Raw genomic sequence first — 11,485 nt, 5'->3', positions numbered from 1 at the left:
GCCGAGGCGGGGCCTTTCCGCATGCCCGGAGCGGGACCTCGGTCCATGGAGAGGTGACCATTGCCGCCCGAAACGATCGATCAGAAGGAGTGCAATGGAGGCAAGCGAAGAAGCTGGTTCGAGCGATCGAGAAGGCGGTGCGGGCAGTGACTGCGACCCCTGCTGAGGCAACGGTGAACGAGGGCGCCTGGAAGGGCTTCAAGGGCGGGCTCTGGCGCGACGCCGTCGACGTCCGCGACTTCATCCAGCAGAACTACACCCCGTACGAGGGCGACGACTCCTTCCTCGCCGGCCCCACCGAGCGGACCACCGCCGTGTGGAGGGCGATCACGGACAGGTTCCCGGAGGAGCGGGCCAAGGGCGTGTACGACGTCGCGCACGACGTCCCCTCCACCATCACCGCCCACGCCCCCGGCTGGATCGACCGCGACGAGGAGCTGATCGTCGGCCTCCAGACCGACGCCCCGCTCAAGCGGGCGATCATGCCCTACGGCGGCTGGCGGATGGTCGCCGGCGCCCTGGAGACGTACGGCTACCCGGTCTCCGAGGAGCTGGAGAAGGTCTTCACCGAGTACCGCAAGACCCACAACGCCGGAGTCTTCGACGCCTACACCCCGGAGATCCGCGCCGCCCGCAAGGCCGGCGTCGTCACCGGCCTCCCCGACGCCTACGGCCGCGGCCGCATCATCGGCGACTACCGCCGCGTCGCCCTCTACGGCGTGGACCGCCTCATCCAGGTCAAGAAGGAAGAGAAGGCCGAGCTCGACGTCCTCCCGGCCGGCGGCCGCTCCCTGGAGGAGACCATCCGGCTCCGCGAGGAGCTGGCCGAGCAGATGCGCGCCCTCGGCGAGCTGAAGGCCATGGCCGCCTCGTACGGCCACGACGTCTCCGGCCCCGCCACCACCGGCCGCGAGGCGATCCAGTGGCTGTACTTCGCCTACCTGGCCGCCGTGAAGGAGCAGAACGGCGCGGCGATGTCGCTCGGCCGCACCTCCACCTTCGTCGACGTCTACCTCCAGCGGGACATCGAGGCCGGCCTCCTCACCGAGGAGGGGGCCCAGGAACTCGTCGACGACTTCATCATCAAGCTCCGCATCGTGCGCTTCCTGCGCACCCCCGAGTACGACGAGCTGTTCTCCGGCGACCCGACCTGGGTCACCGAGTCCATCGCCGGCATGGGCGAGGACGGGCGGCCGCTGGTCACGAAGACCTCCTTCCGCTACCTCCAGACCCTGTACAACCTGGGCCCGGCGCCCGAGCCGAACATGACCGTCTTCTGGTCGCCGCGGCTGCCGCGGGGCTTCAAGGAGTTCTGCGCCCGGGTCTCCATCGACACCTCGTCCGTGCAGTACGAGTCCGACGAGCTGATGCGCCCGCGCTTCGGCGACGACACCGCCATCGCCTGCTGCGTCTCGGCGATGCCGGTCGGCAAGCAGATGCAGTTCTTCGGCGCCCGGGTGAACCTCGCCAAGACGCTGCTGTACGCGATCAACGGCGGCCGCGACGAGAAGTCCGGCGCCCAGGTCGGTCCCGCCACCGGCGCCCTCGCCTCCGAGGTCCTCGACTACGACGAGGTGATGGCGAAGTTCGACGAGCAGATGGAGTGGCTCGCGGACGTCTACGTCCACGCGCTCAACGTCATCCACTACATGCACGACAAGTACGCGTACGAGCGCCTGGAGATGGCCCTCCACGACCGCGACGTGCGCCGCACCATGGCCTGCGGCATCGCCGGCCTCTCGGTCGCCGCCGACTCGCTGGCCGCCATCAAGTACGCGAAGGTCACCCCGGTCCGCGACGAGACCGGCCTCGCCACCGACTACCGGATCGAGGGCGACTACCCGGCCTACGGCAACAACGACGAGCGGGTCGACGGGATCGCCGTCCGGCTGGTCGAGGAGTTCATGCGGAAGGTGCGCAAGCACCCGACCTACCGGAACGCCGAGCACACCCAGTCCGTCCTGACGATCACCTCGAACGTCGTCTACGGCAAGAAGACCGGCAACACCCCCGACGGCCGCCGGGCCGGCGAGCCGTTCTCCCCGGGCGCCAACCCGATGAACGGCCGCGACACCCACGGCTACGTGGCCTCCGCCCTGTCGGTCGCCAAGCTGCCGTACGAGGACGCCGAGGACGGCATCTCGCTCACCAACACCGTCACCCCCGACGGCCTGGGCCGCACCCCCGAGGAGCGGATCGCCAACCTGGCCGGCGTCCTCGACGGCTACACGGCGAGCGACGGCTTCCACATGAACGTGAACGTCCTCGACCGGGACGTGCTGATGGACGCCATGGAGCACCCGGAGAAGCACCCGCAGCTGACCATCCGGGTCTCGGGCTACGCGGTGAACTTCGTCCGCCTCACCCGCGAACAGCAACTCGACGTCCTCAACCGCACCTTCCACGGCGCGCTGTAGCCCCCACCCCTCCGGGGGCCGCCCACCCTCACCGGACGGCCCCCGGGCCCCGCCCCCACCACCCCTCTCCTCCCCAGGAGGCCCCGCCATGGCCACGCTCCTCGGCCCGGACGTCCCCGTCCGCCCCGTCACCCCGGTCCGGGCCGCCACCCCGGCCGCCGCCGCGACCCACCGCCCCTCCGAGGGCTCGGTGCACTCCTGGGACCTCTCCACCGGCGTCGACGGCCCCGGCACCCGCTTCGTCACCTTCCTCTCCGGCTGCCCGCTGACCTGCCTCTACTGCCACAACCCCGACACCTGGCGGATGCGCGACGGCAAGCGGACCTCCGCCGACGACGTGATCGCCGAGGCGGCCAAGTACGTCCGCTTCATCTCCGCCTCCGGCGGCGGCGCCACCCTCTCCGGCGGCGAACCGCTCCTCCAGCCCGTCTTCACCGGCGAGCTGCTGCACCGCATGAAGCACGAGCTGGGCCTGCACACCGCCCTCGACACCTCCGGCTTCCTCGGCGCCCGCGCCACCGACGCGCTGCTGCGCGACACCGACCTGGTCCTCCTCGACATCAAGTCCTGGGACCCGGAGACGTACCGGAAGGTCACCGGCCGTCCGCTGCGGCCCACCCTGGACTTCGCCCGCCGGCTCGCCGACCTCGGCCGGGAGGTGCACGTCCGCTTCGTCCTCGTCCCCGGCCTCACCGACGACCCCGCCGACGTCGAGGGCGTCGCCGCCTTCGCCGGCGGCCTCGGCAACGTCTCCCGCGTCGACGTCCTCCCCTTCCACAAGCTGGGCGAGGCCAAGTGGCAGGCCCTCGGCATGCCCTTCACCCTCCACGACACCCCGTCGCCCACCCCCGAGCAGGTCGCGACGGTCCGCGACGTCTTCCGGAGTCACGGCCTGAACGCGGTGTGACCCCGCCCGGCCCCGCGACACGTTCACTCGTACGCCGGGCATAACGGGATCAAAAGGCACATGCGTCCTACCGTGGCCCCGTGACCGAGCCACCGCAGACCGCCGAGCCCTCCGCCCCCGAGCCGGAAGCGGCACCCGCACCGGCCGCGGACGGCCGCGCCCCCCAGTCCTCCGCCGCGGACGGCCGCGCACCCCAGACCCCCGCCGCCGTCCGCCGCCGCGCCGTCCTCACCGGCACCGCCGTCTCCCTGCTGCTGATCGTCGCGATCGTGCTCGGCAGCCGGCTGCTCCGCGACTTCGACTCGGCCCTGCTGCCCTACGCCGTCGCCACCGTCTTCCTCGCCTTCGGCGTCGCCTACCGCTACACCGTCTGGATCTCCGCCCCCGGCGCCCGGCGCCTCTTCCGCCAGGGCTGGCGCTCCTTCTTCTCCGCCGCGAACTTCCGCAGGGCCCCCACCGCCCTGCCGAAGATGATCGCCACCTACCTCGGCTTCCAGAAGTTCCTCGGCGCCCGCTCGCACGCCCGCTGGGCCGCCCACCAGCTCCTCTTCTGGGGCTGTGTCCTCGCCGCGCTCATCACCTTCCCGCTCACCTGGGGCTGGTTCACCTTCACGTCCGGCACCGGCGACGGGCCCGGCTACGAGATGCGGATCTGGGGCTTCAAGGTCCTCGGCTTCGACTCGCTGAACATCCTCGGCTGGCTCATGTTCCACGGCCTGGACATCGCCGCCGTCCTCGTCATCGCCGGCGCCTCCTACTTCCTGTGGCGGCGCATGAAGGACCGCGGCGCCAGCACCGGCCAGCGCTTCGCCTACGACCTGATCCCGCTGATCGCCCTCGTCGTCATCTCGGTCACCGGCCTGCTGCTCACCTTCTCGTCGATCTTCCTGCACGGCGGCGGCTACGAGTTCCTGGCGATCCTCCACATGGTCTCGGTCGTCTTCACCCTGATCTACATCCCCTTCGGGAAGTTCTTCCACATCGTCCAGCGCCCCGCCGCCGTCGGCATGCAGCTCTTCAAGTACACCTCCCGCCGCAAGGACGAGGAGCTCCAGGGCTGCCGCCGCTGCCACGAGCCCATCGACACCCCCGACTACGTCGAGAACCTGCGCGGCACCATGAAGGACCTCAAGCTCGACTTCGACGAGTGGGCCGAGTACTGCCCCCGCTGCAAGCGCGTCCTGCGCGGCAGCGCCTACCTCACCCACGTCAAGAAGGGCTTCAGCGAGTGACCGCCACCGACCCCTCCCGGGCAGTGCCGCTCGACCCCTCCGTCGCCCCGCCCGGGACGCGGAACTTCCGGGACGCCGGGGGGATCCCGGCCGACCGGTGGCACGCCGACCAGAACGAGGAGACGCTGGTCCCGACGCACTGCTGCTTCTGCGGCGTGCAGTGCGGCATGTACCTGCGGGTCGACCGCGCGGGCAAGGTCTTCGGCGTCGAGCCCCGCAACCACGACATCAACCGGATGCGGCTCTGCCCCAAGGGCATCAACGCCTACCAGCAGGTCAACCACCCCGACCGGCTCACCTCCCCGCTCATGCGCCGCAACCGCGACGAGGAGTTCCGCGAGGTCGGCTGGGACGAGGCCCTCGACCACACCGTCGCCGAGATCCGCCGCATCCAGGGCGAGTACGGCAACGACGCCTTCGGCCTGCTCGGCGGGGCCAGCCTCTACTCCGAGAAGACCTACCTGGTCGGGAAGTTCGCCCGGGTCGCCCTCAGGACCAAGCACGTCGACTACAACGGACGCCTCTGCATGGTCTCCGCCGCCGGCGCCAACAAGCTCGCCTTCGGCATCGACCGGGCCGGCAACCCCTTCTCCGACATCCTCCTCACCGACTGCCTCCTCATCGCCGGCTCCAACGTCGGAGAGTGCTTCCCGGTGATGACCCAGTACCTGTGGGGCGCCCGCGACCGGGGCGCGAGCCTGATCGTGGTGGACCCCCGGCAGACCGCCATCGCCCGCACCGCCGACGTCCACGTCGCCCTCAAGCCCGGCACCGACTCCGCCTTCTTCAACGCCGTGCTGCACGTCATCGTCGCCGAGGGCCTCACCGACGAGGCGTACCTCGCCGGCCACACCACCGGCTGGGACGAGGTCAGGGCCACCGTCGCCGAGTACCCGCCGTCCCGCTCCGCGCGGATCTGCGGCGTCCCCGAGGAGCAGATCGTCCAGGTCGCCCGCATGTTCGCCGGCGCGGGCAAGGCCATGGCCTGGCACGCCCGGGGCGTCGAGCACCACTCCCAGGGCGTCGAGAACTGCCTCACCATCATCAACCTCTGCGTCGCCACCGGGAACATCGGCAAGCCCGGCGCCGGCTACGGCACCATCACCGGCCAGGGCAACGGCCAGGGCGGCCGCGAACACGGCCAGAAGTCCGACCTCCTCCCCGGCGGCCGCTCCATCTCCAACCCCGAGCACCGCCGCCAGATCTGCGAGATCTGGGGCATCGAGGAATCCGAGCTCCCCCCCGCCGGAACCTCCATGATGGAGATGGTCTGGCAGATGCAGCGCGCCGAGATCCGCGGCCTCATCGGCATCTGCAACAACCCCTTCGTCTCCCTCCCGAACTACGCCACGGTCAAGGAGGGCTACGACACCCTCCAGTTCCACGCCCAGTTCGACTTCTTCCTCTCCGAGACCGCCGCCAACGCCCACGTCGTCTTCCCCGTCACCGTCTGGGCCGAGGACGAGGGCGTCATGGCCAACGCCGAGGCCCGCGTCGTCAAGCACAACAAGGCCCAGGAACCCCCGGCCGGGGTCCGCACCGACACCTGGGTCATGTGCGAGCTCGCCAGGCGGCTCGGCGCCGGAGACAAGTTCGCCTTCCCCGACTCCCGCTCCGTCTTCGAGGAACTGCGGATCGCCTCCGCCGGCACCGTCAACGACTACTACGGCATCACCTACGAGCGCCTGGAGGAGACCGGCGGCATCGCCTGGCCCTGCCCCACCACCGAGCACCCCGGCACCCCCCGCCTCTTCGAGGACGGCCGCACCTACCACCCCGACGGCAAGATCCACATGCAGGTCGTCGAGTGGCACCCGCCGATGGACCCCTACAGCGAGGAGTACCCCCTCTCGCTCACCACCGGCCGCACCGTCGCCCACTTCCTCTCCGGCAACCAGACCCGCCGGCTCGGCGCCCTCGTCGAACAGACCCCCCGCCCCTGGGTCGAGGTCCACCCCTCCCACGGCTTCCGCAACGGCGACCCCGTCCGCGTCGTCACCCGCCGGGGCAGCGAGGTCTTCCCCGCCCTCGTCACCGAGGCCATCCGCCCCGACACCGTCTTCGTCCCCTACCACTGGCCCGTCCCCACCGCCGCGAACGCCCTCACCATCGACGCCCTCGACCCCCGCTCGAAGATCCCCGAGTACAAGGTCTGCGCCGCCCGCATCGAGGCCGCCGAACGCGTCGACGAGGTCCCCGCGCCCCCGACCGCCCCGGGGCGGCCCGCCTACCCCGAGACCCAGGTCTCCCGCACCGACCCCCTGCCGCCCACGTCCCCGCAGGGCCGGGGCACCGCGGAGAGGAGCTGACCGCACATGATGGGCCGCACGATCTTCATCGACCCGGGCCGCTGCATCGGCTGCCAGGCCTGCGTCTCCGCCTGCCGCGAATGCGACTCGCACCGCGGCAAGTCGATGATCCACCTCGACTACACCGACGAAGGCCACTCCGTCGCCTCCCTCCCCACCGTCTGCATGCACTGCGAGGACCCCGTCGCCCCCTGCGCCGAGGTCTGCCCCGCCGACGCGATCCTGGTGACCGCCGACGGAGTCGTGCAGCAGGCCGACACCACCCGCTGCATCGGCTGCGCCAACTGCGTCAACGCCTGCCCCTTCGGCGTGCCGAAGATCGACCTCCGGGCGAAGCTCCAGATGAAGTGCAACCTCTGCTACGACCGCACCGCCTACGGCCTCGCCCCCATGTGCGCGACCGTCTGCCCCACCGGCGCCCTCTTCTACGGCACCCTCGACGAGCTCCGCGCCGAGCGCCCCGGCGTCCAGGTCGCCGACTCCTTCACCTTCGGCGACGTCGTCGTCCAGACCGGCGTGGCGATGGTCGTCCCCGCCGACAAGGTCCAGTGGCCCGTCCCGGGCGGTCTGCCCGTCGTCGAGATCAACGGAGTGGACGTGAGCGGGGCGAACGCGAACAAAGGCGGCGGCGGGCGACGGGAGGGCGTCCGATGAGCGTGACCGATCCGCAGCCGCCGGCGCCGGACGCCGGCACCGACGCGGCACAGGAGGCGCTCCACGACCGGATCGCCGCCGACTCGCTCACCACCCGCCGCGACTACCTGAGGATCGTCGCCACCGTCTCCGGCGGCCTCGCCGTCGGCGGCGTCGCCGTCGCCTCCGGCATCCTGCACCGGCACGGCGACCCCGACGGCACCCCCGAGGTGAAGAAGGTCGCCGACCGGATCCTGCCGGGGGAGTCCCTCGCCTTCCGCTACCCGGGCGACGAGGACCGGGCGATCGCGGTCCGGATGGAGGACGGCACCCTCGCCGGCTACTCCGCCGTCTGCACCCACCTCGCCTGCGCGGTCCTCTGGCGCAAGGACCGGGGCAGCGAGGGCGAGCTGTACTGCCCCTGCCACGAGGGCGTCTTCGACGCCCGCACGGGAGAGGTCACGGCCGGCCCGCCGCCGCGCGGCCTGCCCAAGGTCATCCTGGTCGAGCAGATCGACGGCAGCGTCTGGGCCGTCGGCACCGCCCGCTCCGGCGAGAGCCTCCAGGAGGGGTACTGCCGCCAGCGCGGCGCCGGCACCCCGCCCTGCGCGGCCCTCCGGGCCGACGCCCCCGCCGGCCGGGCCGAAACGGAGAGGAGCGAGCGCGCATGACGACCGAGAACCCGCTCCCGGAGCGCCCCGGCTACACCCCGGGCAGCGCGCAGCCGCGGCTGAACCGGCCGGTGCACGAGCGCTACCCGCAGATCAGGCCCACGAGCGGCTACGGCGACCCGCGGATCCGGCACACGGGGCCGGGCCCGGGGGCGGGCACGGAGCAGGAACCGGAGCGCTCCTCGAAGCTGTCGGCGCGGCTCGCGCTGGCGCTCACGGTGGTGATCGGCCAGCTCTGGGGGCTGACCATCGTGGTGGACGAGTGGATGTCCGGAGACACCGGCACCGCCTGGTGGGGGGCGGGCTTCCTCGTCCTGTCGTTCCTGGTGGTCCTCGGCCTGTGGGCGCTGGACCCGAAGGACCGCTGACCGGGCGGCCCGAAGGACCGCTGACCGGGCGACCCGGGAGGCCGCCGGTCGGGCGGGTCCGGGGCGGGGGAGCGGGCGTACCCTGAAGACATGAGCACCGCCCCCGCCCACGGACCGCGAGACGCGAAGCCGAACGGCATTCGGCCGGACACCGAGAGCCGCCCGAAGCCGGCGATCGTCTTCGACGATCCGCTGGACGCGCAGTCCGCGGACGACACGGACCGCGGGTGGGGCGAGCGGCCTCCGACCGGCGGCAGCGCCGCCGACCTCGCGCGCTTCCTCGACGAGAAGCCGCCGCACCACCTCTGACGCCGGAGCGTCCCTCCGGTCAGGAGGTGGAGTGCGTCCCCTGGCCGCTGCCCGGACCGCGCTGCGCGACGAGGTGGTCGCGGATCTCCTTGAGCACCTCCAGCTCGCTGACCTCCATGGTCTCCTGGACGCCCTCCTTCGCCTTGTCGTGCGCGGCACGCTTGGCGAGCACCTTGGCCATCGGCAGGACCATCAGGAAGTAGACGACGGCCGCGGTGATGAGGAAGCTGAGGATGGCGCTGAGCACCAGGCCCCACTGGAGCTGGATGCCCTGCATCTCGCCGTCGACGATCCGGCAGGGGTCCTTGATGCAGCTTGCGTAGCTCTCCAGGTTCTTCGTGCCGAAGGCGCCCACGATCGGGTTGATGATGCCCTTGACCACCGAGTTCACGATGTTGGTGAACGCGGCACCGATGACGACCGCCACGGCGAGGTCGATCACGTTTCCGCGCATCAGGAAGGCCTTGAAGCCCGCCATCACGCTTTCCTTCTTCGCCACCGGGGTGCCTTTCTAGGGGTGTGCTGCTGTGTGCGGAGCCATTAGGCCGTGAAGGGCGCGAGGCCGTCCAATCCGTACACACGGGACGGTGACTTGACAGTGTGTCCGTGCGAATCAGCACAGTGTCACCGCCAGTTGGGACGTGATGCCGGCGCCCGCCAGCGCCGTCGCGGTCGCCCGGGGCACGGACAGGACGATCAGCGCCCCTCCGTCCGGGCGGGTCTCATCCGGGCGCGGGACTTCGGCCACCCGGGCGGACCGCGCCACCACCCGCACCGCGCTGCCGCCTTGCCCGGAAGGGGAGTTGACGACCGGCGCGGCGATGACGTCCACCCGGTCGCCGGCCCGCAGCAGCCGTACGGCCTCGGGGTCCGCGATCCGCACCGGCGCGGACACGAGCCGCGCGGGGGCGGCGGAGGCGGCGGCGGGGGAGCGGGCGGCGGGCGCCGACGCGGCGCGGGGCGTGGGGCCGTGCCGGCCGTCCGGTGGGGCGGGCAGGGCGGTGGCGGCCAGGGCGAGCGCGGCGGCCGTGAGGAGGAGGAGCGCGCCGGGCGCGCGGCGCGGCCGGAACCGCCCGCCGCGCACGCGCAGCGGCGGGAAGTCCGGCACCTCGCAGGGAGCGGGGACGGGGGTGGAGACGGGGGCGGGGGCGGTGAGAGGAGCGGGGGTGGAGTCGCGGACGTACGTCGTGTTCATGCGTCCACGGTCCCGCCCCCCGCCGGATCCCGCTCCGGCCTGTGGACGATCCACGGCCTGTGGACAACTCGCCCACTCCCGCAGGTGGTTTGCGGAGCGTTACGGAAGTTCGATGCCGAGGTCCCAGCCGTCGTGGGCATGGACGCAGAGGCAGTCGCGGTCCGCCGTGGCCGGGAGGGCGGCGATCGCGTCGAAGAGGACGTCGCGGAGCCGGCCGACGTTCTCGCCGAAGACGCGCAGGACTTCGGTGTGGGAGACGCCCTCGCCGGTCTCGGTGCCCGCGTCGAGGTCGGTGACGAGGGTGAGGGAGGTGTAGCAGAGGCCGAGTTCGCGGGCGAGGACGGCTTCGGGGTGTCCGGTCATGCCGACGACGGACCAGCCGTTGGCGGCGTGCCAGCGGGACTCGGCGCGGGTGGAGAAGCGGGGGCCCTCGACGACGACGAGGGTGCCGCCGTCGACGGCCCGCCAGTCCCGGGCGCGGGCGGCCTTGAGCGCCGCCTGCCGGCCGTCGGGGCAGTAGGGGTCGGCGAAGGAGACGTGGACGACGTTCGGGACGGCGCCGTCGGGGCGCGGCTCGCCGTCGAAGTAGGTCTGGGCGCGGTTCTTCGTCCGGTCGACCAGCTGGTCGGGAACGAGGAGGGTGCCGGGGCCGTACTCGGGGCGCAGACCGCCGACGGCGCAGGGGCCGAGGACCTGGCGGACGCCGACGGAGCGCAGGGCCCAGAGGTTGGCGCGGTAGTCGATCCGGTGCGGAGGGATGCGGTGGTCGCGGCCGTGGCGGGGCAGGAAGGCGACCCGGCGGCCGGCCACCTCGCCGAGGAAGAGGGAGTCGCTGGGGTCGCCGTAGGGGGTGGTGACGGGGACCTCGCGGACCTCGTCGAGGAAGGAGTAGAGGCCGGAGCCCCCGATCACGCCGATCTCTGCGTACGTGTCGTCGGCCGCGTAGCCGGAAGCGCTGCTCACCATGCCGGTCACCCTACGCATCCGCCGGGCCCCCGGACATGCCGGAACCCCGGCCCCCTCGTGAGGGACCGGGGTCTTCGGGCTGTGGTGCGGGGTGGCCTCAGGCGGCCGGGGTCGAGGACGACGACGAGGACGCCGTGGTCGTCGACGGGGCCGGCTTCGTGTCCGAGGACGACGGGGTCGAGGAGGTGGACGTCGTCGAGGACGCCGAGCTCTTCGAGGCCGGGGAGCTGCTGGACGAGGCACCGCGGCTGTCGTTCCGGTAGAAGCCGGAGCCCTTGAAGACGATGCCGACGGCCGAGAAAACCTTCTTGAGGCGGCCGTGGCAGGCGGGGCACTCGGTCAGCGCGTCGTCCGTGAACTTCTGGACCGCCTCAAGGCCCTCGCCGCACTCGGTGCACTGGTACTGGTAGGTCGGCACTAGTCTTCCTCCTGGCACTCACACTCATCGAGTGCTAACGACGATCCATAGTGACGTATT

12 protein-coding genes are annotated in these 11,485 nt (G+C 71.9%); 8 read left to right on the top strand and 4 right to left on the bottom strand.

Annotated elements, in window-relative coordinates; genetic code table 11:
* The first annotated feature begins 146 nt into the window (after positions 1–146).
* From pflB to ACF1ED_RS22940, 8 genes are all read left to right on the top strand, one after another.
* Complete coding sequence (gene pflB / locus ACF1ED_RS22975; RefSeq protein WP_391763272.1) at positions 147–2,417, top strand: formate C-acetyltransferase; 2,271 nt, start codon at positions 147–149, stop codon at positions 2,415–2,417.
* A gap of 88 nt (positions 2,418–2,505) precedes the next feature.
* The gene (gene pflA, locus ACF1ED_RS22970; protein ID WP_391763270.1) at positions 2,506–3,324 is read left to right on the top strand and encodes a pyruvate formate-lyase-activating protein; all 819 of its coding nucleotides are present in this window, start codon (positions 2,506–2,508) and stop codon (positions 3,322–3,324) included.
* Positions 3,325–3,404: 80 nt separating this feature from the next.
* A complete protein-coding gene (locus tag ACF1ED_RS22965; protein WP_391763268.1) occupies positions 3,405–4,556 on the top strand; it encodes an MFS transporter in 1,152 nt (383 codons plus the stop codon).
* The gene (locus tag ACF1ED_RS22960; protein WP_391763266.1) at positions 4,553–6,865 is read left to right on the top strand and encodes a molybdopterin oxidoreductase family protein; all 2,313 of its coding nucleotides are present in this window, start codon (positions 4,553–4,555) and stop codon (positions 6,863–6,865) included. The genes ACF1ED_RS22965 and ACF1ED_RS22960 overlap by 4 nt, the downstream gene beginning before the upstream one ends.
* A gap of 6 nt (positions 6,866–6,871) precedes the next feature.
* Positions 6,872–7,519, top strand: coding sequence for a 4Fe-4S dicluster domain-containing protein (locus tag ACF1ED_RS22955; protein WP_391763264.1), 648 nt, complete (start codon positions 6,872–6,874; stop codon positions 7,517–7,519).
* A complete protein-coding gene (locus tag ACF1ED_RS22950) occupies positions 7,516–8,169 on the top strand; it encodes a Rieske (2Fe-2S) protein (protein WP_391763262.1) in 654 nt (217 codons plus the stop codon). The genes ACF1ED_RS22955 and ACF1ED_RS22950 overlap by 4 nt, the downstream gene beginning before the upstream one ends.
* Entirely contained in the window at positions 8,166–8,537 is a 372-nt protein-coding gene (locus ACF1ED_RS22945) for a hypothetical protein (protein ID WP_391763260.1), read from the top strand. Before ACF1ED_RS22950 ends, ACF1ED_RS22945 begins: the two co-directional genes overlap by 4 nt.
* 90 nt (positions 8,538–8,627) lie before the next feature.
* Positions 8,628–8,846: a hypothetical protein gene (locus tag ACF1ED_RS22940; RefSeq protein WP_391763258.1), complete on the top strand. Its 219-nt coding sequence runs from the start codon at positions 8,628–8,630 to the stop codon at positions 8,844–8,846.
* Positions 8,847–8,865: 19 nt separating this feature from the next.
* Here the strand turns inward: ACF1ED_RS22940 and mscL are convergent, their stop codons facing one another.
* From mscL to ACF1ED_RS22920, 4 genes are all read right to left on the bottom strand, one after another.
* Entirely contained in the window at positions 8,866–9,324 is a 459-nt protein-coding gene (gene mscL, locus ACF1ED_RS22935) for a large conductance mechanosensitive channel protein MscL (protein WP_391763518.1), read from the bottom strand.
* A 135-nt stretch (positions 9,325–9,459) separates the two neighbouring features.
* Entirely contained in the window at positions 9,460–10,041 is a 582-nt protein-coding gene (locus tag ACF1ED_RS22930) for a hypothetical protein (RefSeq protein ID WP_391763256.1), read from the bottom strand.
* Positions 10,042–10,140: 99 nt separating this feature from the next.
* The gene (locus ACF1ED_RS22925) at positions 10,141–11,007 is read right to left on the bottom strand and encodes an S-methyl-5'-thioadenosine phosphorylase (protein ID WP_391763254.1); all 867 of its coding nucleotides are present in this window, start codon (positions 11,005–11,007) and stop codon (positions 10,141–10,143) included.
* A 97-nt stretch (positions 11,008–11,104) separates the two neighbouring features.
* Positions 11,105–11,425, bottom strand: coding sequence for an FmdB family zinc ribbon protein (locus ACF1ED_RS22920; RefSeq protein ID WP_391763252.1), 321 nt, complete (start codon positions 11,423–11,425; stop codon positions 11,105–11,107).
* Positions 11,426–11,485 lie beyond the last annotated feature (60 nt).

The organism is Streptomyces sp. NPDC014656, from assembly GCF_043084305.1.
In the GTDB taxonomy this organism is placed as follows: domain Bacteria; phylum Actinomycetota; class Actinomycetes; order Streptomycetales; family Streptomycetaceae; genus Streptomyces.
This window is presented reverse-complemented; position numbering and strand designations above follow the sequence as displayed.

Excerpts from the sequence above, each read along its gene's own strand:
- pflA (WP_391763270.1), top strand. The coding sequence starts at position 2,506 with ATGGCCACGCTCCTCGGCCCGGACGTCCCCGTCCGCCCCGTCACCCCG.
- ACF1ED_RS22955 (WP_391763264.1), top strand. The coding sequence starts at position 6,872 with ATGATGGGCCGCACGATCTTCATCGACCCGGGCCGCTGCATCGGCTGC.
- ACF1ED_RS22950 (WP_391763262.1), top strand. The coding sequence starts at position 7,516 with ATGAGCGTGACCGATCCGCAGCCGCCGGCGCCGGACGCCGGCACCGAC.
- ACF1ED_RS22945 (WP_391763260.1), top strand. The coding sequence starts at position 8,166 with ATGACGACCGAGAACCCGCTCCCGGAGCGCCCCGGCTACACCCCGGGC.
- ACF1ED_RS22940 (WP_391763258.1), top strand. The coding sequence starts at position 8,628 with ATGAGCACCGCCCCCGCCCACGGACCGCGAGACGCGAAGCCGAACGGC.
- mscL (WP_391763518.1), bottom strand. The coding sequence starts at position 9,324 with ATGGCGGGCTTCAAGGCCTTCCTGATGCGCGGAAACGTGATCGACCTC.
- ACF1ED_RS22930 (WP_391763256.1), bottom strand. The coding sequence starts at position 10,041 with ATGAACACGACGTACGTCCGCGACTCCACCCCCGCTCCTCTCACCGCC.
- ACF1ED_RS22925 (WP_391763254.1), bottom strand. The coding sequence starts at position 11,007 with ATGGTGAGCAGCGCTTCCGGCTACGCGGCCGACGACACGTACGCAGAG.